19 protein-coding genes and 1 pseudogene are annotated in these 22,207 nt (G+C 65.3%); 16 read left to right on the top strand and 4 right to left on the bottom strand.

The window, feature by feature from the left end; all coding sequences use genetic code 11:
- Nucleotides 1-10: 10 nt before the first annotated feature.
- Complete coding sequence (locus ACOJB8_RS08515; protein WP_475012097.1) at nucleotides 11-907, bottom strand: LysR family transcriptional regulator; 897 nt, start codon at nucleotides 905-907, stop codon at nucleotides 11-13.
- Between the two features lie 98 nt (nucleotides 908-1,005).
- Between ACOJB8_RS08515 and ACOJB8_RS08510 the strand changes: the two genes are divergently transcribed.
- The 9 genes and pseudogenes from ACOJB8_RS08510 (at nucleotide 1,006) to denD (ending at nucleotide 9,648) form a co-directional block, all read left to right on the top strand.
- Nucleotides 1,006-2,310 (top strand): CitMHS family transporter, encoded by a 1,305-nt coding sequence (locus ACOJB8_RS08510; RefSeq protein WP_368605277.1) that lies wholly within the window; start codon nucleotides 1,006-1,008, stop codon nucleotides 2,308-2,310.
- 18 nt (nucleotides 2,311-2,328) lie between these two features.
- Nucleotides 2,329-3,702 (top strand): acyclic terpene utilization AtuA family protein, encoded by a 1,374-nt coding sequence (locus ACOJB8_RS08505; RefSeq protein WP_475012096.1) that lies wholly within the window; start codon nucleotides 2,329-2,331, stop codon nucleotides 3,700-3,702.
- Complete coding sequence (locus ACOJB8_RS08500; protein ID WP_475012095.1) at nucleotides 3,689-4,003, top strand: AtuA-related protein; 315 nt, start codon at nucleotides 3,689-3,691, stop codon at nucleotides 4,001-4,003. Before ACOJB8_RS08505 ends, ACOJB8_RS08500 begins: the two co-directional genes overlap by 14 nt.
- Before the next feature lie 127 nt (nucleotides 4,004-4,130).
- Nucleotides 4,131-4,835, top strand: a complete 705-nt coding sequence (locus ACOJB8_RS08495; protein ID WP_368605279.1) for a FadR/GntR family transcriptional regulator — start codon at nucleotides 4,131-4,133, stop codon at nucleotides 4,833-4,835.
- A 69-nt stretch (nucleotides 4,836-4,904) separates the two neighbouring features.
- Nucleotides 4,905-5,794, top strand: a pseudogene (ltnD, locus tag ACOJB8_RS08490) (L-threonate dehydrogenase).
- Nucleotides 5,795-5,814: 20 nt separating this feature from the next.
- Nucleotides 5,815-7,137 (top strand): 3-oxo-tetronate kinase, encoded by a 1,323-nt coding sequence (otnK, locus tag ACOJB8_RS08485; RefSeq protein WP_475012094.1) that lies wholly within the window; start codon nucleotides 5,815-5,817, stop codon nucleotides 7,135-7,137.
- Complete coding sequence (otnC, locus tag ACOJB8_RS08480; RefSeq protein WP_069269318.1) at nucleotides 7,134-7,790, top strand: 3-oxo-tetronate 4-phosphate decarboxylase; 657 nt, start codon at nucleotides 7,134-7,136, stop codon at nucleotides 7,788-7,790. The genes otnK and otnC overlap by 4 nt, the downstream gene beginning before the upstream one ends.
- A gap of 28 nt (nucleotides 7,791-7,818) precedes the next feature.
- Complete coding sequence (otnI, locus tag ACOJB8_RS08475; protein ID WP_406951789.1) at nucleotides 7,819-8,607, top strand: 2-oxo-tetronate isomerase; 789 nt, start codon at nucleotides 7,819-7,821, stop codon at nucleotides 8,605-8,607.
- A 51-nt stretch (nucleotides 8,608-8,658) separates the two neighbouring features.
- Entirely contained in the window at nucleotides 8,659-9,648 is a 990-nt protein-coding gene (gene denD / locus ACOJB8_RS08470; protein ID WP_368619937.1) for a D-erythronate dehydrogenase, read from the top strand.
- 80 nt (nucleotides 9,649-9,728) lie between these two features.
- Here the strand turns inward: denD and ACOJB8_RS08465 are convergent, their stop codons facing one another.
- The gene (locus tag ACOJB8_RS08465; RefSeq protein WP_475012391.1) at nucleotides 9,729-11,405 is read right to left on the bottom strand and encodes an alpha-keto acid decarboxylase family protein; all 1,677 of its coding nucleotides are present in this window, start codon (nucleotides 11,403-11,405) and stop codon (nucleotides 9,729-9,731) included.
- 358 nt (nucleotides 11,406-11,763) lie between these two features.
- Here ACOJB8_RS08465 and ACOJB8_RS08460 point away from each other — a divergent pair, with 358 nt between their 5' ends.
- The 6 genes from ACOJB8_RS08460 (at nucleotide 11,764) to ACOJB8_RS08435 (ending at nucleotide 18,934) form a co-directional block, all read left to right on the top strand.
- A complete protein-coding gene (locus tag ACOJB8_RS08460) occupies nucleotides 11,764-12,441 on the top strand; it encodes a heavy metal response regulator transcription factor (RefSeq protein WP_069269321.1) in 678 nt (225 codons plus the stop codon).
- The gene (locus ACOJB8_RS08455) at nucleotides 12,438-13,844 is read left to right on the top strand and encodes a heavy metal sensor histidine kinase (protein ID WP_368685253.1); all 1,407 of its coding nucleotides are present in this window, start codon (nucleotides 12,438-12,440) and stop codon (nucleotides 13,842-13,844) included. Before ACOJB8_RS08460 ends, ACOJB8_RS08455 begins: the two co-directional genes overlap by 4 nt.
- Before the next feature lie 161 nt (nucleotides 13,845-14,005).
- Complete coding sequence (locus tag ACOJB8_RS08450; RefSeq protein WP_069269323.1) at nucleotides 14,006-14,293, top strand: hypothetical protein; 288 nt, start codon at nucleotides 14,006-14,008, stop codon at nucleotides 14,291-14,293.
- Nucleotide 14,294: 1 nt separating this feature from the next.
- The gene (gene mdtN, locus ACOJB8_RS08445; protein WP_342947523.1) at nucleotides 14,295-15,347 is read left to right on the top strand and encodes a multidrug transporter subunit MdtN; all 1,053 of its coding nucleotides are present in this window, start codon (nucleotides 14,295-14,297) and stop codon (nucleotides 15,345-15,347) included.
- Nucleotides 15,328-17,364, top strand: a complete 2,037-nt coding sequence (locus ACOJB8_RS08440; RefSeq protein ID WP_475012092.1) for an FUSC family protein — start codon at nucleotides 15,328-15,330, stop codon at nucleotides 17,362-17,364. The genes mdtN and ACOJB8_RS08440 overlap by 20 nt, the downstream gene beginning before the upstream one ends.
- Entirely contained in the window at nucleotides 17,351-18,934 is a 1,584-nt protein-coding gene (locus ACOJB8_RS08435; RefSeq protein WP_069269326.1) for a TolC family protein, read from the top strand. Before ACOJB8_RS08440 ends, ACOJB8_RS08435 begins: the two co-directional genes overlap by 14 nt.
- A 30-nt stretch (nucleotides 18,935-18,964) precedes the next feature.
- On the opposite strand, the gene ACOJB8_RS08430 is transcribed toward ACOJB8_RS08435, so the two are convergent.
- Entirely contained in the window at nucleotides 18,965-19,318 is a 354-nt protein-coding gene (locus ACOJB8_RS08430; protein ID WP_475012091.1) for a DUF4148 domain-containing protein, read from the bottom strand.
- A 344-nt stretch (nucleotides 19,319-19,662) separates the two neighbouring features.
- On the opposite strand from ACOJB8_RS08430, the gene ACOJB8_RS08425 reads away from it, so the two are divergent.
- Nucleotides 19,663-20,442, top strand: coding sequence for an alpha/beta hydrolase (locus ACOJB8_RS08425; protein WP_475012090.1), 780 nt, complete (start codon nucleotides 19,663-19,665; stop codon nucleotides 20,440-20,442).
- Between the two features lie 148 nt (nucleotides 20,443-20,590).
- On the opposite strand, the gene ACOJB8_RS08420 is transcribed toward ACOJB8_RS08425, so the two are convergent.
- Nucleotides 20,591-22,024, bottom strand: coding sequence for an ISNCY family transposase (locus ACOJB8_RS08420; RefSeq protein ID WP_475012088.1), 1,434 nt, complete (start codon nucleotides 22,022-22,024; stop codon nucleotides 20,591-20,593).
- Nucleotides 22,025-22,207: the final 183 nt, after the last annotated feature.

Here is a 22,207-nt window from a genome sequence, read left to right as displayed (position 1 = left end):
GTAGGCCGCGTTACCCCGCCGCCTTGCCCCCAAGATCGACCGTATCGACAAAATCCTCCGTCACACGAGGCAGCGTCCGTCCACGTTTCTTGACAAGCGCAATCGGGCGCACGAATGCCGGATCATCGATCGGCCGCATAACGAGACCTCGCTCCGCGTGCACTTCGCGCGCGGACTCCGGAAGAACCGAGATCCCGAGGCCGCCGCGCACCATCGCAACGGCGGTCATCATGTACATCGGCTCGCACGCGATATCGGGCGTGCAACGGGCGTTCGCCAGCGCGGCGTCTACGACAGCGCGCACACTCGTTCCCGGCGCGGTCAGCACGAGCGGCATCGAAGCGAAGTCGTCGACCGTCACCTTGCGCTTGCGGGCTAGCGGGTGGGTCTTCGGGCACACGATCACCAGCCGGTCTTCGCCCGTCTGCAGGACATCGAGCGTCGCATCGACGCTGTGCCCGCCCGTCAGACCGATATCCACCTCTTCATTGCGCACGAGCGCGTTGACAGCGCTCGCGACGACATCGCGAACCTGAAACCGCGCCTGTGGCACGCGCGGGCGAAACGCCCGGATCAACTCGGGCAGCGCGCTGGCGGCGAAGGTCGGCAGGCACGCGAGTCGCACCGTGCCGCTCGACCCGTCGCCGAGCGCGCGCGCATCTCTAAGAGCCTGCTCCATATCGCTTAGCGATCGCGTCAGGATAGGCAGCAATTCGCGGCCCGTCTGGGTCAGCGCAACGCTGCGGCTGTTGCGATCGAACAAACGCGCACCCACCGTTTCCTCGAGGCGTCGAATCTGCACGGTCAGCGCGGGCTGCGACAAATGCAGCCGCGCCGCCGCGCGCGTGAAGTTGCCCGCGTGCGCCACGGTCACGAAAGCACGAATGTCGCGTAGATTGAGATCCATAACGAACTGTGATTGCTACGATCAATTCATTTCAATTGCGTTATTGAAGCGCCGAACTTACGCTGGTCCGCACTAAAAGACAAGACTGGAGACACAACATGCTGCCTTTGCTGGGGCTCGTGACGATCGTGGTGCTGCTGGCCGCGATTCTTTCAAAACGTATGTCGCCGCTCGTCGCGCTCATCATCGTGCCGATCGTCGCGTCGCTGATCGGCGGATTCGGCTTTCAGACGAGCAAGTTCGTCATCGACGGATTGAAAGGCCTCGCGCCGGTCGTCGGCATGTTCGTGTTCGCGATTCTCTATTTCGGCACGATCACGGATGCGGGCACGCTCGATCCGATCATCGACCGCATCCTGCGCACGGTCGGCACCAAGCCGACGCGCATCGTGATGGGCACGACGCTGCTCGCGCTGCTCATTCACCTCGACGGCTCGGGCGCGGTCTGCTTTCTCGTCACCATCCCCGCCATGCTGCCGCTATACGAGCGCCTGAACATGGACAAGCGCGTGCTCGCGGCGGCCGTTTCGATGGCGGCCGGCATCAACTTCCTGCCGTGGACGGGGCCGATGATCCGCGCATCGGCGTCGCTGCATCTGCCGATTTCGGCGCTTTTCAATCCGTTGATTCCGGTCCAGGCGATCGGCCTCGTGTTCGTGTTCAGCATGGCCTGGTGGCTCGGCCGGCGCGAGGAAAAGCGCCTCGGCTATTCTTCCGCCAGCGGCACAGTTCCGCTACCCAAACGCGAGCTCACACCCGAGGAACAGGCGCTGCGCCGCCCGAAGCACTTCTGGTTCAACATCGTGCTGACGATCGTCGTGCTCGGCACGATGGTCGTGATGGGCGAGAAAATTCCGCCCGCGATCATGTTCATGGTGGGCTTGTGCGTCGCGCTGATGGTGAATTACCCGAACGTCGACATGCAGCGCAAGCGCATCGACGCCCACGCGCGCGCCGCGCTGATGATGGCGGGCATTCTGCTCGCAGCGGGCGTGTTCACCGGCATCATGCAGGGCAGCGGCATGCTCAAGGCGATGGCGCAGGCCGCGGTCGGTTTCGTGCCGCCTGCGTTTGCCGGGCACATTCCGGTCGTGCTCGGCGTGCTGTCGATGCCGCTCTCGATGCTCTTCGACCCCGATTCGTTTTATTTCGGCGTGCTGCCGGTGATTGCCGAAGTGGCGTCGCAGCTTGGCGTGCCGGCGGTGCACATCGGGCAGGCCGCGCTGCTCGGCCAGATGACCACCGGTTTTCCCGTGAGCCCGCTCACGCCCGCGACGTTTCTCGTCGTCGGCCTGTGTGGAATCGATCTCGCGGATCATCAGAAGTTCACGTTTCCGCTGCTGTTCGGCGCGTCGATCGTCATGACGATCGCGTGCGTCGTGCTGGGCGTGTTTCCGCTGTAAAGAGGAGTGGCAGAAGTCATGAACCGGACCGAATCACCAAGGCGCGTACGGATAGGCGCGGGTGCAGGCTACTCGGGCGACCGCATCGAACCCGCTGTCGAACTCGCCGAGCATGGCGCGCTGGACTACCTCGTGTTCGAATGCCTCGCGGAACGCACGGTCGCGATCGCCCAACAAACGCGCCGTCACGATGCCGCTCTCGGCTACGATCCGCTGCTCGAAGCCCGCATGCGCGCCGTACTGCCGGTCGCCGTGCGCAACCGCGTACGGATCATTTCGAACATGGGCGCGGCCAATGCACGCGCGGCGGCGATCAAGACGGCGCGGATTGCGCAGGAACTTGGACTCAGCGGACTGAAGATTGCCGCAGTTACCGGTGACGATGTGCTCGATGTCGTCCTGCGTTCCCAACTGCGCTTCGAAGAGTCCGGCGACGATGTCGGCGCCTACACGGACCGCATCGTTTCGGCAAATGCGTATCTCGGCGCAGCGCCGATTGTGGAGGCGCTCGCGGCGGGCGCGGATATCGTGCTCACGGGTCGCGTCGCGGACCCGTCGTTGTTCGCCGCGCCGCTCATTCACGAGTTCGGCTGGCGCATGGACGACTGGAACACGCTCGGGCAGGCGACCGTCGTCGGCCATTTGCTCGAGTGCGCGGGACAGGTGACAGGCGGCTATTTCGCCGATCCCGGTTACAAGGACGTAGCGGATCTCGCGCGGCTAGGGTTTCCGATCGGCGAAGTCGGCGCCGATGGCAGCGTCGTCGTGACGAAGGTGTCGCATGCGGGCGGCCGCGTGACCGAGGCGACATGCAAGGAACAATTGCTCTACGAGATTCACGATCCGCAACGCTACTTTCAGCCCGATGTCGTCGCTGACTTCAGCGGGGTGCGCGTCGAGGAAGAGGCGCAAGACCGCGTGCGCGTGACCGGCGGGCGCGGCAGTACACGTACGGAAACACTGAAGGTATCGGTCGCGTATGTCGATGGCTATATCGGAGAGGGGCAGATTTCCTACGGCGGACCGGGCGCGGTTGAACGTGCGCGACTTGCGCTCGACATCGTGCGGGAGCGCCTCGCGACCACGGGCGTCGACACGAGCGAACTGCGTTTTGACCTGATCGGCGTGAATGCGCTCTATGGCGACGCCCTCGCGGCACGTCACGACGCGCCGTACGAAGTGCGCGTTCGCGTGGCAGGGCGCGCGGCGAACGCAAAGGAAGCGGCGCGCATCGGCAACGAGGTCGAAACGCTCTACACCAACGGGCCTGCGGGCGGCGGGGGCGTCACGAAATCGACTCGTGAGGTGCTCGCCGTGCAGTCTGTCTTGCTGCCACGCGAACAGGTAAATCCGGCATTCCAGGTTGTCGAGGCAAGCGATGAAACTGCGTGAACTGGCCCATGGCCGCACTGGCGACAAAGGCAATACGCTGAACATCTCGGTGATTTGCTACGACGCGAAGCACTACGCCCATCTGCGCAACGTCTTGACGCCGGAGCGCGTCAAGGCGCATCTCGCCGACGTCGTCAAAGGCGAGGTCGTGCGCTACGAACTGCCGCTTCTCGGTGCGTTCAATTTCGTGCTCGGCAACGCGCTGGGTGGGGGCGTGACGCGTTCGCTGGCGCTGGATGCGCACGGCAAGTCGATGAGCATGGCGCTCCTCGATCTCGAAATTGACGACCTTCCTGAATGACCGCATGACGGCGCGCTTTCCGAAAGGCGCCGTGTGACACCCAGGGTTAGCTTTAAGGGTTCTCCCCAATGCAGACCCATGTTCTAAAATTTGTATGATGACCCTATGACATGGCAAATCTGCTGATATGTTCGAGAAGATTCCCAACCGGGCGCTGAGCGACACGGTCGCCCAACAGCTGCTCGCCCAGATCGACAAGGGCACGTTCGCGCGCGGCGGCAAGCTGCCGACGGAAGCCGTGCTCGCCCTGGAGTTCGGCGTCAGCCGCACGGTGATCCGCGAGGCCATTTCGCGTCTGAAGAACGAAGGCGTGGTCGAGCCGCGTCAGGGCAGCGGCGTGTACGTGGCCGCGCATGGCGCGATCCGGCCGCTGCGCATCGACTACGCGGAAGCGATGGAAGGCGGCTCGGTGCTGCAGATCCTCGCGGTGCGCCGCGCGATCGAAGCCGAAGTCGCGGCGGAAGCCGCCATGCGCCGCACCGACGCCGACATGATGGCGATCGACGCCGCACTCAAGAAGATCGATGAGGCCGTCGCCGAAGGCCGCGACGGCGTTGCCGAAGACGTCGCGTTTCACCGCGCGATCGCCAGCGTGACGGGCAATCCGTACTTTCTGAAGACGCTGACGTTTCTCAATCAATACCTCGAAGCGGGAACGGTCATCACGCGCCGCAACGAGGCGCTGCGCGAGGACTTCTCGCGCCAGGTGCGCGACGAACACGCCGCGATCGCCGCCGCGATCCGCGCAGGCGACCCGATGGCCGCGCGCAATGCCGCGCAAACCCACATGTACAACGCGGCGCGCCGTCTGGCCGAAGCCGGTATCGGCTGAGTTCGCAGATGCATTCGCTCGCGCAATCCGCGGCGCACTGTCTGCGGCCCTGTTCGTAGAGGAAAAGGTATGTCGAGAAATGTCGGAGTGATCGGTCTGGGCGCGATGGGCATGGGTGTCGCGCGTTCGCTGCTGCGCGGCGGTTTCAACGTCCATGCATGCGACGTGCGCCGCGAAGCGCTCGACCAGTTCGTGGCCGCCGGCGGCACGGCCTGCGCGAGTCCCGCCGAGCTTGGCGCGCGGTGCGACGTGGTCGTCACGCTCGTCGTCAATGCCGCGCAAACGGAAACGGTGCTGTTCGGCGAGCAGGGTGCGGTGCATTCGATGAAGCCGGGCGGCGTCGTGATTGCGTGCGCGACGGTTGCGCCCGACTTCGCGATCGACCTCGGCCGCCGTGTGGAAGCGGCCGGCCTGCAACTGCTCGATGCACCCGTATCGGGCGGCGCGGCGCGCGCGGCATCGGCGAAATGACGATGATGACGTCCGGGCCCGCCGCCGCATATGCCGCGTGCGAGGACGTGCTCGCCGCGATGGCGGGCAAGGTGTACCGGCTGGGCGAGCAGCATGGCGCGGGCTCGAAGGTGAAGATCATCAACCAGTTGCTCGCGGGTGTGCACATCGCCGCCGCCGCCGAGGCGATGGCGCTCGGTCTTCGCGAAGGCGTCGATCCCGATGCGCTCTACGACGTGATTACGCACAGCGCCGGCAACTCGTGGATGTTCGAAAACCGCGTGCCGCACATTCTCAACGGCGACTACACGCCGCTGTCGGCCGTCGACATCTTCGTCAAGGATCTCGGCCTCGTGCTCGATACCGCGCGACGCTCGAAGTTTCCGCTGCCGTTGTCGGCGGCTGCGCATCAGATGTTCATGATGGCCTCGACGGCAGGTCACGGCGGCGAAGACGATTCGGCCGTGATCAAGATTTTCCCGGGCATCGATGTGCCCGCGAAGCGCTGAGCGGGGAAGGGTGCAACAACATGACAAACACGAACGCCTCTGCCGCAAAGCCGCTGCTCGGCTGCATCGCCGACGATTTCACGGGCGCGACCGATCTCGCGAACATGCTGGTGCGCGGCGGGATGCGCACCGTGCAGACGATCGGCGTGCCCGCCGCCGACACGCGCATCGAAGCCGACGCGCTCGTGGTCGCGCTGAAGTCGCGCACGATCGCTGCTGCCGACGCCGTGGCGCAGTCGCTTGCCGCACTCGAATGGCTGCGCGCGCAAGGTTGCCGCCAGTTCTTCTTCAAGTACTGCTCGACCTTCGATTCGACCGATCAAGGCAACATCGGGCCCGTGGCCGACGCGCTGCTCGACGCGCTGTCGACCATCGAAGGCGACGTGCCGTTCACCATCGCCTGTCCCGCGTTTCCGGAAAACGGCCGCACGATATATCGCGGGCATCTGTTCGTTGGTGACGTGCTGCTGAACGAGTCGGGCATGGAGCATCATCCGCTCACGCCGATGACGGACGCGAACCTCGTGCGCGTGCTGCAACGTCAGACGCGCTCGAAAGTCGGTCTCGTGAGATACGACGCCGTGGCGCGAGGCGCGCAAGCCGTGCGCGCCTCGATCGGCGCGCTGCGGGCCGACGGCGTGCGCATGGCAATCGCCGATGCCGTCTCGGATGCCGATCTCTACACGCTCGGCGAGGCGTGCGCGGCCCTGCCGCTGATCACGGGCGGCTCGGGCGTCGCGCTCGGGTTGCCCGCGAATTTCCGCCGCGCCGGTTTGCTCGCCGATGCCGCCGATGCAGGCGAGTTGCCGCGTATCGACGGCGCGTCGGCGGTGCTGGCGGGCAGTGCGTCGAAGGCGACGAATGCCCAGGTGGCCGCATGGCGCGAAACGCGTCCCGCGTTCCGCATCGACCCGCTTGCGGCGGCGCGCGGCGAGCCCGTCGTCGAGCAAGCGTTGGCCTTCGCGCGCGAGCACATGCGCGCGGCACAGCAACCCGTGCTGATCTACGCGACGGCATCGCCCGACGAGGTGAAGGCGACACAGCGCGAACTCGGTGTGGCGCAAGCCGGCGAACTGGTCGAGCGCACGCTCGCGTCGATTGCGCGCGGGCTGCGCGATTTCGGCGTACGCAAGTTCGTTGTCGCGGGCGGCGAGACCTCGGGCGCGGTGGTGCAGGCGCTGGGCGTCGACATGCTGCGCATCGGCAAGCAGATCGATCCGGGCGTGCCCGCGACCGCCACGATCGCGGCCGAACCGCTTGCGCTCGCGCTCAAGTCCGGCAACTTCGGCGCAGTCGACTTCTTCGCGAAGGCGCTGCATATGCTCGACGGAGGTGCGAAATGACGGCGGCCATTCACACGAGCAGCGAAGCGAAAGTCCGCGAAGAAATCTGCGTGACGGGTGCGAGCCTCTACGAGCGCGGCTACACCGTCGGCAGCGCGGGCAACATCAGCGCGCGGCTCGACGACGGCTGGCTCATCACGCCGACGGATGCGTGCCTCGGCCGACTCGATCCCGCGGAGATCGCGAAGGTCGACCTCGACGGCAACGCGGTTTCGGGCGGCAAGCCGTCGAAAACGCTGGCGCTGCATCGCGGCGTCTACGAGCGCAACCGTGAAGCGCGCGGCATCGTGCACACGCATTCGACACACCTTGTCGCGCTGACGCTCGCGGGCGTCTGGAGCGACGCCGACGTGTTGCCGCCCATCACGCCGTACTACGTCATGAAGGTCGGGCACGTTCCGCTGATCCGCTACCGGCGTCCTGGCGATCCGCAAGTCGCGCAACAGATCGCCTCGCTCGCCGATGGCGTGCGCGGCGTGCTGCTCGAGCGGCTCGGGCCGGTCGTGTGGGAGCGTTCCGTTTCGCAGGCTTCGTACGTGATCGAAGAACTGGAAGAGACGGCGCGTTTGTGGCTGATGACGAACCCGCGCCCCGCGCCGCTCGACGACACCGCGCTCGAGGAGTTGCGCACGGTGTTCGGCGCGCGCTGGTAACGCTTACCGTATTCAAGGAGTCGCTTCGATGCCACGCTTCGCCGCCAATCTTTCGATGATGTACAACGAACACGCGTTTCTCGACCGCTTCGCTGCTGCCGCGCGCGACGGTTTCGAGGCCGTGGAGTTTCTGTTCCCTTATGAGTTTCCGGCCGCCGACATCAAGCAGCGTCTAGACGACAATGGCCTCGCGCAAGCGCTGTTCAATGCGCCGCCGGGTGACTGGGCGGCGGGCGAGCGCGGGACCGCGTCGCTGCCGGGCCGCGAGGACGAGTTTCGTCGCAGTATCGAGACCGCACTCGAATACGCGCGTGTACTCGGCAACGACAAGTTGCACGTGATGGCCGGGTTGATCAAACCGGAGCAATCGCGCGCCGCGCATCGCGAGGTGTATCTGAAGAACCTTGCCTATGCGGCGCAGGCCGCCCAGGCGGACGGCATTACCGTCGTCATCGAGCCGATCAACACACGCGATATTCCCGGCTTCTTTCTGAACCGGCAAGACGACGCGCAGGCGATCTGCGCGGAAGTCGGTGCGCCGAACCTGAAAGTGCAGTTCGATCTCTACCACTGCCAGATTGTCGAAGGCGATCTCGCCGTCAAGCTCAAGCGTGACATCAAGGGCATCGGGCATATCCAGATTGCGGGCGTGCCCGAGCGGCACGAGCCGGATCTTGGCGAAGTGAACTACCCGTATCTGTTCTCGCTGATCGACGCACTTGGCTACGACGGCTGGGTCGGTTGCGAATATCGGCCGCGCGCCGGCACATCGGAAGGGCTTGGATGGATCAGGCCGTACCTGAAGGCGCGCAGCTGAGCGCACAGACCTGAGCGCATTCGACGGACACACTGGAGGAACCACAGCGACATGAAAGTACTGATCACGGGCGGTGCGGGATTTCTGGGCCAGCGTCTCGCGCGCGAGCTGCTCGCACGCGGCGAACTGAAGGGCGCGGACGGGCAGCGCGAGCCGATCACCGAACTGGTGCTGCTCGACGTCGTCGCGGCGCCGGGACCGGCTGACGAACGCGTGCGTGTGGAAGTCGGCGACATTGCCGAGCGCAGCGTGCTTGAACGCATCATCGACGAGAAGACGGCGGCGATTTTTCATCTCGCGGCGATCGTCAGCGGCCAGGCGGAAGCGGACTTCGATCTCGGCATGCGGATCAATCTCGACGCCTCGAGGCTGCTGCTCGACGTGTGCCGCGAGCGCGGGCATCGGCCGCGCGTCGTGTTCACGAGTTCGGTTGCCGTCTATGGCGGCGATCTGCCCGAGGTCGTCCACGACGACACCGCCTTGAATCCGCAGTCGTCGTACGGCGCGCAAAAGGCCGTCGCCGAGTTGCTGCTCAATGACTTCTCGCGGCGCGGTTTCGTCGATGGCCGCGTGCTGCGGCTGCCGACTATCAGCGTGCGGCCAGGCAAGCCGAACGCGGCGGCGTCCTCGTTTGCCAGCGGCATCATTCGCGAGCCACTCAACGGTGAGCCGACGGTGTGCCCGGTGAGCGGTTCGACGCGGCTGTGGCTGCTCTCGCCACGCAAGGCCATCGAATGCCTCGTTGCCGGATGCGAGGTCGACGGCGCCGCGCTCGGCAACCGGCGCACGGTGAATCTGCCGGGCGTCTCGGTGACGGTCGACGAGATGATCGTCGCGCTGCGCGACGTGGCGGGCGATGCCGTCGCGGCACGGATCGAATGGAAGGCGGATGAGCGTGTGGCGAAGATCGTCGGCAGCTGGCCCGCGCAGTGGGACATTGCACGCGCGACCCAGCTTGGCCTGCAAGGCGACGCGTCGTTCAAGGATATCGTGCGCGCGTTCGTCGACGATGAACTCGGCGGGAAGCTTGCGCAGCATTGATTGCGTGCCCGGCTTCTTGCGCGAGAAACAACACGCGCCGCCATCGCAGACCTGAGTCTTTGCGAGGCGGCGTTCTCGTTTTACCGCAGCTGGAGACCTTCGCGGTGCTGCGGGCCGCGCGGACCGTAGTCGAGTTCGGCGCCCAGATTGCTGCTTCGCGTGATCGGCGCGGGTGCATCGCAGGCGTCCATGATCGATTCGACGAAAACCGGTTTGTCGTTCGGCGCGGCGAGGGCGTTTTGCAGATCCCCGCAAGTCCTGGCCACGAACGACTGCACGGCGGCGCCCGGATGGAGCACTTTCGGCAGCTCCGCGTAGGCCCAGTTCGCGATGTCGTTGTAGGGCTCGGTCTTGCCGAGGTAGCCGCGTTCGATGGTATAGCCGCCATTGTTGATCAGCAGGATTGCCGGCTTGTGGTCGTGGTGCAGAATGGTCGACAACTCCTGGGCCGTGACCTGGAACGAACCATCGCCGATGAGCAACACGTGGCGGCGTTCGGGCGCCGCAGTCAGCGCGCCGAGCAGGGCGCCGACCGAATAGCCAATCGATCCCCAGTTGATCGATCCGATGAATGTGCAACCCGGCGGCAACTTCAGGCCGAGCAGGGAAAACGACGTGCCGTTGTCGACATACAGGACGTCTCCGGGTCGCAGATAATCTTGGACAGCCTGCCAGTAGGCGGCTTGCGTCAGCTTCGCGGCAGCCTCGACGTGCATGCGGGCGGCCGGCGCGTCGACCGGGCCTTGCACGCGCGTCGCAACCTGCGGGATGGCATCGATTACGCCCCGTAGCACCTCCTTGAGCGTCACCGCCTGATAGTTGTCTTCGCCGATGTCAACGGCGTGCGCACGCGCGTGGATCGTGCGGGCCGGAAGCGTTGCCGAGAAATCGCCCGTCGTCACTTCGATCGGCCGGTAGCCCACGGCGAGCAGGCAGTCGCTGCTCTCGATCGTCTCTTGTACCCCAGGCTCGCTGCCGTTGCCGGCGTAGATGCCGACATACTGCGGGTGCGATTCGTCGATCACGCCCTTGGCGGCGTTGATCACCGCGACCGGGGCCTGCAGCTTTTCCGCGAGCGCCACGAGCTCGGGGGCGACGCCGAACCGGTCGGCGTCCGTATCCACGAGGATCGCCGGTGCCGTTGCTGCGGAAAACTGTTGGGCGAGCGCGGCGATGCACGTTTGCAACCGTTCCGGATCGCTCGGAACGTGGGCAAGAACGAGCGGCGCGGCCGGCACCTCGATCTCGAGGTAGGCGATGTCGGAAGGCAGCTCCATATAGACCGGGAGCTTTTCCCGCCAGGCGGTGAGGATCAGCCGGTCGATCTCGACGACGGCGTTGCGCGGCGTGATCCTCGCCTGGGCGACCGTCACCGGCGCATAGGCGCGCAGGAAGTGGTCGAAGTTGCCGTCGGCCATGGTGTGATGCATGCCGAGGCCTCGATCGATGGAGCGCAGCGGGATCGAACCGCTGATGCAGATGACGGGGACGTGCTCGGCGTAGGCGCCGGCCACGCCGTTCAGTGCGCTCAACGCGCCGACCCCGTTCGTGACGAGCAGCGCGCCCAGGCCGTTGAGCCGCGCATAACCGTCCGCGGCATAAGAGGAGGTCAACTCGCCCGTGGTGCCGACCCATTCCAGCGCACCGCTATCGTGGAGCTGCTGCAACAGCGTGAGGTTGTAGTCGCCCGGGACACCAAACAAATGAAGAATGCCGGCTTCCTCGAGGCGGCGCAACAGGAAGTCGCCAATCGTCATGCGTTGGGTGAGTTTTGCCGTGTTCTGCGTGGCTTCCATGGAGGACTCCTTAGTGGGTCATTGGAGGAATGTGCGGTACCGGTGATCCATCGCACTCCGCGGAAACGGTGCCGCGCAAGTCGGTCTGCGGTACAACGGATTCGCAGTCTAGGCGCTGGGCAAAAACAGCAGCGTGACCGGGTCATTACAAAAAAATATCAGGGAGAGAACACGCTGCACTTCGTCATTTCTCTGTAATGATTGAGTAACGGCCCTGTTGGAACGCACTGCCTAGACTGCTATCACGCTTGGCTGGCATAGGGGCGCAAAACGAGCACAGAATCAGTGACACGCGCATGAGAGTGCAGGGATCGACGCCATGAAAATCCTCGTCATCGAAGACGAAGCCAAGACCAGCGAGTACATCCAGAACGGCTTGACGGAAGCCGGCTACGTGGTGGACGTGGCCACGAACGGCATCGACGGGCTGCACCTCGCACAGGAGATGGCTTACGACCTGATCCTGCTCGACGTGATGATGCCGGAGATGGACGGCTGGACCGTCATGAAGAAGCTCGGTGCCCGCATCAAGACTCCAGTGTTGTTCCTGAGCGCACGGGGCACGCTGGAAGACCGGCTCAAGGGCCTCGATCTCGGCGCCGACGACTATCTCGTCAAGCCTTTCTCGTTTGCCGAGTTGCTGGCGCGTATCCGCATCATACTGCGGCGCGGCCAGCCACAAAAGCAGGAGGAGCAGGTCTTCGAAGTCGGGGATCTGCGGGTCGATGTGCCGAAGCGGCGAGTCGACCGGGGCGGCGCGCGCCTCACGCTCACCAACAAGGAATTCAACCTGCTGGCGTTCTTTCTGGAGCATCAAGGTCAGGTACTGTCGCGCGCCCTGATCGCTTCGCGCGTCTGGGACATGAACTTCGACAGCGACAGCAACGTGGTCGATGTTGCGGTGCGCCGGCTGCGGCAGAAGATCGACGACCCGTTCCCGGTTCGTCTGATTCATACGATTCACGGCGTGGGATACCGTTTCGAGTACGAAGCATGAAGCGGCTTTCGCTCACCACGCGCCTTGCGGTGTTATACGCGCTCATCGTTTTTACCGCGATGGCGTTGCTCGGCACCTTGCTGTATCGCGGGCTGGAGCGGCAGTTGATCGTGCGCGACGACGCGGCGCTGGTGACGCGTGTGGACCAGCTTCGCACGCTGATGAACGATGTCGACGTGCGCGAGCTGATACGCGACAAGCCCCATCTTTTCGCGAACATGCTCGGCAATACGGAATCGCTGCTGATCGTGGGCTTTCCGGGTGAAGCGCCGCTCATTACGGTGAATCCCGGTCACAGGGCGGTGCCGGACATGAAGCCGGTGCCGGTCGACATGCCGCTCACACTCGGCGCCGTGCAGCATACGGTTGCGGCCGATGGGACGCCGTTCATCTACGTCGCCGCTGCGGCGCACGACGTAGCCGGGAAACAGGACCTGCAGATCATCTCCGGCCGCTTGCTGACCGAGCGTACGCAATTGCTGCGGGCATATCGGAACCAGATACTGCTATTCGCCTCCGCTGGCGCAACTATCGTCGCGTTGCTCGCGTTCGTCCTCGCGCGCCGCAACATGCAGCCGTTGCGTGTTCTCGCGGCGCAAACCGGGGCGATCGGCGTCAGCACGCTTTCGACGCGCATCGAGCAGCGCGCCACGCCGCCCGAACTCGACGCACTGATCGCCGCATTCAACGGCATGCTCGACCGGCTCGAGCGCGGGTTCACCCAGTTGAAACAGGTATCGGCCGACATGGCGCACGACCTGCGCACGCCCATCGGCAATCTGCTCGGGCAGACCGAAGTCGGCTTGAGCCAGACGCGCGACATCGCGTATTACCAACGGCTACTCGGTTCGAATTACGAGGAGCTGCAACGCCTGTCGAAGATGATCGACAACATGCTGTTCCTCGCGCGCACCGAGCAGGCCGATAACGCCATCGAGCGCAAGGACGTGCCGCTCGCGGTGGAATTCGAGCGCATGCAGGAGTACTTCGAAGGTCTCGCGGAGGACCGCAACGTGAGCCTCGAATGGCGCGGCGAAGGCCACGTATGCGCGGATCCGGATCTGCTGCGCCGTGCGCTGGGCAATCTGCTTGCGAATGCCTTGCGGTATGCGGAGCCGGGTACGGCCATCTCGACCGTGGCGCAGCAAGGCCCGGAAACCACGACGCTCCATGTCGAAAACCGCGGACCGACGATCGAGCCGCATCATCTCGAACGGATCTTCGACCGCTTCTATCGGGCCGATCCGTCACGGCACCGCTCGTCGGAGTCCAGCGGGCTAGGGCTTTCGATCGTGCGCAGCATCATGTTGCTGCACGGCGGCACGTGGCAAGCATCCAGCAGCAACGGCGTGACGCGCTTTACGCTCGTGTTCCCGCGGCAGCGCGAGCGGCGCAGCCAGTAGGCGCCCCAGGGGCGGCGGTGCGACAAACCGCGCTATGATGGGCTGCCGTGAATTGGGGAATGCGGGACGCAACCCATCGATGCGCGCGTGGGTTGCTGGTACGAGTGGAATTCAGCATCTGTTCCAGTCATGAAGCCCAGTCATGAAGCGTAAAAGAAACGATGAAACAACGTACATGGCCCAGACTCGCTCTCGTTTGTTCATTCGTGGCTTTCATGCCGCTTGCGGGTTGCGTGGCCCGCGGTGCGCCGTCCTGGTCGCTCTTCGGTGCGTACTTTCCGTACTGGCTCGTGAGCGCCATGATCGGCATCGTGGGCGCGCTCGTCGCGCATCGCGTGTTCATCTCGACTGGCTGGATTCGCGTGGTGCCGTACCAGCTTTCCGTCTGCACCGCGATCGGCATCGTCGCCGGGGTGCTCGTCTGGCTGTGGGGAACGGGGCAGCTCTGACATGAAAATGGCCGGCCAGAATCCTCGACATGCATGGAAGGGCCGCGCGATCGCCGTCGTGATCGTGCTGCTCGGCGCCGCGGCGCTTTGGTACGCATACGACCGCTCGTCGCGCTATCCGTCCACCGACGACGCGTCCATCGACGCTGACGTCGTCCACGTCGCGTCCCCGGTGGGCGGCCGCATCATACGTGTTCCCGTGGAGGAGAACCAGCATGTCGCCAAAGGCGACGTGCTGTTCGAAATCGATCCGGTGCCGTACCGGCTCGCGGTCGCGCAGGCGCAGGCCGAAGTCGAGCTGGCGCGCGCCTCGCTCGCCACGCGCCGCCGCACGTTGATCGGCGAGACGTCGAACGCGACGATCGCGGCCGACCAGACTCGTCGTGCGACGCACAACTACGACCTCGCGACGCGCAGCGTCGAGCGCCTGCGGCCGCTCGAGGCGCAAGGTTATGTGTCCGCGCAGCAACTCGACCAGGCGGTCGTGGCGCAGCGCGACGCGAGCGTCTCGCTCGCGCAGGCGAAGGTGCAGCAGCGTTCCTCTGCGCAGACGATAGGCGACGACACCGACGCGATCGCGGCGCTGCATGCGCGCGAGGCCGCGCTGGCGATCGCGCAGCGCGGCCTCGACGATACGGTCGTACGCGCGCCGTTCGACGGCTACGTGACGGGACTGACGATCCTCGCGGGCGAGACCGTCGCGCCGAACCAGTCCATCTTCACGCTGGTTCACTCGGGCGAATGGTTTGCCGTGGCGAACTTCCGCGAGACGGCGCTCGGCGCCATCGAGGTGGGCGATTGCGCCACCGTGTACTCGATGATCGACCGCAGACAGCCAATGAGCGGCAAGGTGATCGGCATCGGCGCGGGCATCATGGACACGGACCGCGTGAACCTGCCGCGCAGCCTGCCTTACGTGCAGCAGTCGGTGAACTGGGTGCGCGTGGCGCAACGCTTCCCGGTTCGCGTGCGCATCGACGCGCCGGTCAACAGACTGGTGCGCATCGGCGCCAGTGCGATCGTCGAGGTCCGGCATGGCCAGTCTTGCCGGTGACATCAGGCGGCCCGGTCCGCGGGAAATCGCCAGGCTGCTCGCGCCGTTTCCGGGCCGCGCCGCGATCGTCACACGCATCGCGATGATCTGCGCGCTCACGGCGCTCGTGACGGTCGGCTACGGCACGCCCGGTGCCGCGACTGCCGTCTATATCGTGTTCTTCCTGAACCGGCCCGACCGCATGACGAGCGTGGTCATGTCGTTCGCCTTGATGCTGCTCGTGACCGTGATCATCGGGATCGTAATGATCTTCGCGATCTTCACGATCGACCAGCCGCCGCTGCGCGTGGCGAGCATGGCGCTCTTGTCGTTCGGACTGCTATTCGCCACGTCGGCAAGCAAGCTTCGTCCGATCGGCGCGATCTTGGCGATGATCGTCGGCTTCGGGCTCGACGAACTCGGCCTCGCGCCGCTTGGCGAAGCGGCAACGCGCGGCCTGATGTACGCATGGCTGATGGTTGCGATTCCGATCGGCGTGGCGATCGTCGTGAATCTCGTGATCGCACCGTCGCCGCGCCGGCTTGCTACCGCGCAGCTTGCGCGGCGCCTGAGGCTCGCTGCGCACCGCCTCACGGGCACGGCGAGCGACGAGGAGCGCGCCGCGTTCGAAGCGTGCATGCGCGAGGGCGATCACCAGATCCTCACGTGGCTGAAGCTCTCGATGCTCGAAGGCACGTTGACGCCGGCCGACGGCGCGGCGCTGCGCCAGGCGGCGGCGTCCACCACGGCGATCCTGGTCGCGACGGATTTTGCGGCGAGCGAGTCCGGCGCGCGCCTGCCCGACGCGTGTGCGGCACAGCTTGCCGCAACGATGACGCAGATGGCCGCGATGCTGGAGGCGGGCGGCTATCCCGTGGATGTCAAGCTCGATATGCCTCACCTGCCCGAGGGAGCCGCGCTACCGGCGCTCGTGCTTGCCGACCTGCGCGCTGCGCTGGAGGGCTTCGCGGTGCCGCCTGCGGAAGGCGCCGCCGCGCCTGTTCCGGCTTCCGAAAAAACCGCCGACCCTCCTGCACGCAGCGGCTTTTTCGACGCCGATGCCTTCTCGAACCCCGATCACGTCCGTTACGCGCTGAAGACTACCGCGGCGGCGATGTTCTGCTACGTGCTGTACCAGCAACTCGACTGGCAGGGCATTCATACGTGCTTCATCACCTGCTATATGGTGTCGCTCAGCACCACGGCCGAAACCGTGGAGAAGCTGACCTTGCGCATTGCGGGCTGTCTCGTCGGCGCGTTGCTCGGCACGGCGGCGATCGTGTTCGTCACGCCGCGTTTGACCTCGGTGGGCGAACTGATGGCGCTGGTGTTCGCGGGCGCCTGGCTGGCCGCGTGGGTGGCGATGGGTTCCGCCCGGATCGCCTACGCGGGCATGCAGATCGCGTTCGCCTTCTTCCTGTGCGTGATCCAGGGCGCGGCGCCCGCGTTCGACCTGACGCTCGCGCGCGACCGCGTGATCGGCATCCTGATCGGCAACGTCGTGATCTATCTGGTCTTCACGCGCGTCTGGCCGGTGAGCATCGCCAGCCGGATCGACGCGACGTTCAAGGCGCTCGTGGCGCAATGGAGCCGCATCGCGCGTGCGGCGGACGCCCGCACGCGCAGCGCGCTCGCGGCAGGCGCGCTCGCCCAGTACGGCGGACTGCGCCAGGATATCGGGCTGATCCATTACGAGCCTTCGTGGGTGCGTCCCGAGCCGGAGTGGGTGGCGAGCCGGCGGCGTGCGCTTGCGGAAATCGAGGCGCTGGAGGCGCCGCTGGTCCTGGCGGCAGGGCGCGCGGGCGCGTCGCGGCTGGGTGAGATCGCCGAGCGCCTCGCTGCCGGCGACGACACGCACGGGCAAGCCGCACAGCCTGCCGCCGACATGCAGACGCGAGACATCGGGGCCACGGAGGACCGCACGGCCGACCCCGCACTCGATGCGCTCCAAAGCGTCATCGCCAGGCGGTTCGGACAGATCGCCGAGATCACGCGCCCAGCTTCGGCCACGGAGACGACGACCGATGCGCGCCCCTGAACCGACGCCCCGGCTCATGGTATTGGCCGCCACGCTGGCTGCCGCATTGGCTATATCGGGACTCGAGGGTTGTGCGACGTCGTCGATCGATCTCGCACCTGCGGCGCCGGACCGCCCCTGGCAGCCGCAGACGGACGCCGGCGGCAACATCGTGCCCGGGCCGCCGCGCAGCGCCAGCGAGGCGACGCAGGCGGGCTACACGTTGCCGCGCAGCGCCGCGCTCGCTTCGATCGAACCCGCGGCGGCGCTCGATGCGAACCACGCGTACACGCTGCCCGAGCTGATCGATCTAGCGGAGTCGACGAACCCGCTCACGCGCATCGCCTGGAACGACGCGCGCAATGCGGCGCTCGCGGCGGGCATCGCGAAGACCACCTACTTGCCGCAGCTCACCGCGACCGCCATGGGCGGATACCAGGCGGCGAGCGGCGCCGCATCGACGCCGCTGCTCGGCACCACATCGACCAACTCGAATATTCACGGCACGGTTTCGGTACTCTCGCTGCAATGGCTACTATTCGACTTCGGCGGCCGTCGTGCGCGCGTCGATGCGGCCAAACAGCTTTCCGTGGCGGCGAACGTCGCCTTCACGTCCGTTCACCAGCACGTGATCCACGACGTGAGCATCGCGTACTACGCGTACGCAGCCGCGAGCGCGCGGGAGCATACCGCGCAGCAGGCGCTCGACAACGCGGACGGCATTCTCAGCGCCGCGCGCGCACGGCGAAAGCAGGGCGTGGGCACAGTCGTCGAGGTTGCACAGGCCACGCAGAACCGCGCCCAGGCCAATCTCCTTAAGGTGCAGGCGGACGGCGCGTTGAGTGACAGCTATCTGAGCCTCGTCTCGGCGCTCGGCATCTCGCCGTTGTCGAAACCGCTGATCGCCCCATTGCCGGCGCGTATGCTCACGCCGGCGCTGCACCAGAGCGTCGATGAAATCGTGACCGATGCGATTGCGCGGCGGCCGGACGTGCAGGGCGCCTATGCGCTGGAACAGGCCAACCAGGCGAAGATCCGCGCGGCCGAATCCGCCTTCATGCCGAGGATATTTCTCTCCGCCGCGGCCGCGTATGGCACCGGCACGACGTCGATCACGGCGATTCCCCCGGTCGGCGATCAGGCGGCGACGGTGAACCTGAACGGCAGCCGCCGCAGCGGCAGCATATTCCTCGGCGTGACGATTCCGCTATACGACGGCGGCTTGCGCTCCGCCGTGCTGATGCAGGCGCGCAACGATGCAGACAGTGCGTCCGCGCAGTTGACCCATACGAGGCAAGAAGCCGTCCGGCAGATCGTTGCCGCGCAGAACGGGCTTTCGACGAGCCTCGCGTCGAACGACGCCGCGAAGGCACTGGTCGAGGCCGCGCAGACGACTTACGACGCGGCGTTCACCGCGTACCGGCACGGCGTCGGCACCATCACCGACGCGCTCCTCACGCAGAATCAGCTGCTCGCCGCGCAGAACGCGTATGCCGACAGCTACAGCGCCGCGCTTTCTGCCGCTGCGACGCTTGCGCTGGCAACGGGCGAGATCGGCTCGCCGTCCATGGTAGGAGAGCCGTCTCAGTAGGTAGGGCCACTAAATACGCTGCGCCGGGGTTCAGCTGCCGAAATACGTCATGCAGAAGCTGGCCGGGCCCACACAGGTGGTCGGTGCGGGCGTATGCGAACGAGAACCCGCGGCCGAGCTGCCCGCCATCGATACCCCACCCATATCGCGTTGCACCGAAGCTTGCGCGTATTGTGCCGCTGCGATCTTGGCCTCGGCTGCCTGAATGTCGGCCGGATAGTCGATGTCGTCGCCGCGGCCCGGGCTGTATCCGGCCTGCTCGACACGTACGAGATCCGCACGCACTTCAGCGCGGGTCAGCGGTTGAGTGGACTGCGCGAAGCTATATGCCGGGACGGCGACCGCAGAAGCCGCGACGAGAATGCTGAGAAGAAGCCTGGACATGATCAATACTCCTATATATCCGCAGAGCGGATGAGTCGGGAAGGAAAGCCGCAGCATCGACTGTGCATAGACGCGAAGACAGGCTTAGGACCGAGCGACTTGAAACATGGCTAAGCGGGGCAAGGCGTTACTGCGTGGTTGCAGTGTAGGTAGGCGCTTCGGTCGCCAAGGTTACCCGGTGATTACAAGAAAATAACGAATCATCCGTCCCTTTGATTGGATGGCCCGGCGCGGGCACGTCATTATTTCGTAATGACCGGGTAACCCTCTCGTTCGAGGCAGCTTTTTAGACTGGCCGTGTTGTCAATCGATTCGTTCACACCGCGTCATTCCAAGGAGCTGCCATGTCTTTCCCTTCCTTCCGTTCTGCCGTTGCTCATGCTGCAGCGGCGCTTTGCCTGGTTGCCGGTGCCGCGACGACAGCGCAGGCCGCGCCCATCAAGAACGTCGTCCTCGTGCATGGCGCGTTTGTGGGTGGCGCCGGATGGCGTCCGGTGTACGACATTCTCACGAAGGACGGCTACAACGTGACGCTCGTGCAAGAGCCGCTGACGTCATTCAAGGACGACATGACGGCGACGAAGCGCGTCATCGATAGCCTGGATGGACCGTGCGTGCTCGTCGGCCATAGCTACGGCGGCGCGATCATCACGGAGGCGGGCAACGACGAACATGTGAAGTCGCTCGTCTACATTGCCGCGCATGCGCTCGATGTCGGCGAGACTGAAGTCTCGAATGGCAAGCGTTATCCGAATGCGACGCCCCATGAGGACATCGTGAAGACAGCCGACGACTATCTGTACCTGAATCCCGCCGACTATCCGCGCGATTTCGCAGCCGATCTTCCGATTGCGCAGGCTGAATTCGAGGCGCATGAGCAAATGCCGACCGCGGCAGGTGTATTCGCGTCGGAAATCCCGGATCCGGCATGGAAGATCAAGCCTACGTTCTACCTGGTTGCGAAGGCGGACAGGATCATCAACCCGGACCTCGAACGCATGTACGCGAAGCGCGCTCATGCACAGACGGTGGAAATCGATGGCGCCAGCCATTCGGTTTATGAGTCGCATCCGAAGGAAGTGGCCGCGTTGATCGAACAGGCGGCTCAACAACAGGGGCAGTGAGTCGGCGTGCGCGCGCCGGACGGCCCGTTAAGGCGGGAGGCGACCATATAAGAAATGTCCGGTTTTTAAAGGGTTTTCTGTCTTTCTGGTGTCAAGCCTCCAGCGTGTTGAAGGGGCAGGTGTGAAGCAGCAGGGCACTTAAGTTCGTTCAGCGAACTGTTGCAGACCGCTTGCCTGGTTTACCGGACTGGATGGTTGGCGTTTTACGTTGCGTCACGGCCACGATTGCTGCGTTCATGTCCGCTTGCGTGAACTCGCGCGACTTCTTCGTGCCCGGAACACGTTCGGCCCTGCGTACCTCGATGCCGCGGTTCGTGCGTGAGGGCGAGCCCGAGGCCCGCCGGCCATCGCGCTGCGCCTGCAGCGCCTGCGCCACCTGCAGCGCGTGGGTCAGCCGCTTGTGCTCAATGACCGCGCCCTGATCCACCTCGCTGAGCCGGTCATACTCGCGGTATGGCAGCACACGAGCGTCGGCCCGCAGCTCGATACGCCCGTCCGGGTACTCCCACACCTCGATGTAGCGGTGCACCAGCTTGCGGTTCTGCGGCGTGTCGTCCAGCAGGTACATCACGCGGTCGTACTGCACCGTCAGCGACTTCGTCACGCGTCGCGCTTCGCGCCAGGTGAGCAGGGCGTCCAGATCCTCGTCGGCGCGCAGTGGCCGGTGTGCGTCGTACGGGCTCCCCGGCGGCTTCGCGAAGCGTGCGTTGTAGGCCGCCATGAAGGCCGGCGCATACGCGTTGGCGCCCGCGACGGTACTGATGCCGCGCAGCCGCAACTCCTTCACCAGGCGATCCTGCAGGGTCAGGTGCGCGCGCTCCACGCGCCCCCTGGCCGGGCTGCTGTTGGCGCAGAACGTGTCGATGTTCAGCTCGTACATCGCCCGTCCAAAGTGCGTCACGCTGCGCCCGGTCTTGCCCGCGCCCAGGCTGCGGAACACGCTGGCCTTGTCGCTGTACAGCGCCACCGGCTTGCCATGACGCTCCAGATACGTCCGCGTCGCCTCGAAGTAGCTGAAGGTCGACTCCGTGGCCGTAAAGTGCAGGTGCATCAGGCGGCTGGTCGCATCGTCCACGTACACCAGCAGCGTGCAGGCCGCGGCGCGTTCCTCGAACCAGCGGTGGTCGCTGCCGTCGATCTGGATGAGCTCACCCAGGCACGCCCGCCGTGCGCGCGGCTGGTAGACCTTCGGCGGACGCTGCGCGCGCGGTATCCATAGCCCCGCGTCGCGCATCCATCGACGTACCGTCTCCTTCGCCAGCCGGATGCCGTGACACTCGCGCAGCTTCTCGCACGCCAGCGTCGGCCCGAAATCGGCGTAATACTCACGTACCAGCGCCACGGCCCGGGCACGCAGGTCAACAGGCAGCTCCCGGTTGCCGGGCCGCCCACGTCTGGCCGACACCAGGCCCGCCGGGCCACAAGCCTCATAGCGCCGGCACAGCCGGCTGATCTGCCGTTCACCGAGCTGCAGCCGCTCAGCCGCCTGAAAACACCGCAGGCGGCCTTCAACGACCGCCTCGATGACCTTGACCCGCTCGAGTTCGTGCATGCTTGCCGTGATCAGCTCACGTCCGTTCATGGTTTGCCCCTGGTCGACGCCTCACGCGAGCGTGCGCCTCAACCAGGGCAGGAATCGGACATCACTAATGAGCCAGAAGGCTAAATACAGATGTCGGGGTTGAGGTTGGTTCTGGGTGTGGTTGTTTCGCAGTCCTTTATATCTATCTGGAGGGGGTTTTTAGCACCGAGCCTCCCGGGTTGC

The sequence above is a fragment of the Paraburkholderia sp. BR10141 genome, assembly GCF_056155635.1.
Note: the sequence above shows the minus strand (reverse complement) of the source record. Positions and strands in the feature narration are given on the sequence as shown.

What these genes read in the sequence shown, in the direction of transcription:
- ACOJB8_RS08515 (WP_475012097.1), bottom strand. Translation starts at nt 907, where the DNA reads ATGGATCTCAATCTACGCGACATTCGTGCTTTCGTGACCGTGGCGCAC.
- ACOJB8_RS08510 (WP_368605277.1), top strand. Translation starts at nt 1,006, where the DNA reads ATGCTGCCTTTGCTGGGGCTCGTGACGATCGTGGTGCTGCTGGCCGCG.
- ACOJB8_RS08505 (WP_475012096.1), top strand. Translation starts at nt 2,329, where the DNA reads ATGAACCGGACCGAATCACCAAGGCGCGTACGGATAGGCGCGGGTGCA.
- ACOJB8_RS08500 (WP_475012095.1), top strand. Translation starts at nt 3,689, where the DNA reads ATGAAACTGCGTGAACTGGCCCATGGCCGCACTGGCGACAAAGGCAAT.
- ACOJB8_RS08495 (WP_368605279.1), top strand. Translation starts at nt 4,131, where the DNA reads ATGTTCGAGAAGATTCCCAACCGGGCGCTGAGCGACACGGTCGCCCAA.
- otnK (WP_475012094.1), top strand. Translation starts at nt 5,815, where the DNA reads ATGACAAACACGAACGCCTCTGCCGCAAAGCCGCTGCTCGGCTGCATC.
- otnC (WP_069269318.1), top strand. Translation starts at nt 7,134, where the DNA reads ATGACGGCGGCCATTCACACGAGCAGCGAAGCGAAAGTCCGCGAAGAA.
- otnI (WP_406951789.1), top strand. Translation starts at nt 7,819, where the DNA reads ATGCCACGCTTCGCCGCCAATCTTTCGATGATGTACAACGAACACGCG.
- denD (WP_368619937.1), top strand. Translation starts at nt 8,659, where the DNA reads ATGAAAGTACTGATCACGGGCGGTGCGGGATTTCTGGGCCAGCGTCTC.
- ACOJB8_RS08465 (WP_475012391.1), bottom strand. Translation starts at nt 11,405, where the DNA reads ATGACGATTGGCGACTTCCTGTTGCGCCGCCTCGAGGAAGCCGGCATT.
- ACOJB8_RS08460 (WP_069269321.1), top strand. Translation starts at nt 11,764, where the DNA reads ATGAAAATCCTCGTCATCGAAGACGAAGCCAAGACCAGCGAGTACATC.
- ACOJB8_RS08455 (WP_368685253.1), top strand. Translation starts at nt 12,438, where the DNA reads ATGAAGCGGCTTTCGCTCACCACGCGCCTTGCGGTGTTATACGCGCTC.
- ACOJB8_RS08450 (WP_069269323.1), top strand. Translation starts at nt 14,006, where the DNA reads ATGAAACAACGTACATGGCCCAGACTCGCTCTCGTTTGTTCATTCGTG.
- mdtN (WP_342947523.1), top strand. Translation starts at nt 14,295, where the DNA reads ATGAAAATGGCCGGCCAGAATCCTCGACATGCATGGAAGGGCCGCGCG.
- ACOJB8_RS08440 (WP_475012092.1), top strand. Translation starts at nt 15,328, where the DNA reads ATGGCCAGTCTTGCCGGTGACATCAGGCGGCCCGGTCCGCGGGAAATC.
- ACOJB8_RS08435 (WP_069269326.1), top strand. Translation starts at nt 17,351, where the DNA reads ATGCGCGCCCCTGAACCGACGCCCCGGCTCATGGTATTGGCCGCCACG.
- ACOJB8_RS08430 (WP_475012091.1), bottom strand. Translation starts at nt 19,318, where the DNA reads ATGTCCAGGCTTCTTCTCAGCATTCTCGTCGCGGCTTCTGCGGTCGCC.
- ACOJB8_RS08425 (WP_475012090.1), top strand. Translation starts at nt 19,663, where the DNA reads ATGTCTTTCCCTTCCTTCCGTTCTGCCGTTGCTCATGCTGCAGCGGCG.
- ACOJB8_RS08420 (WP_475012088.1), bottom strand. Translation starts at nt 22,024, where the DNA reads ATGAACGGACGTGAGCTGATCACGGCAAGCATGCACGAACTCGAGCGG.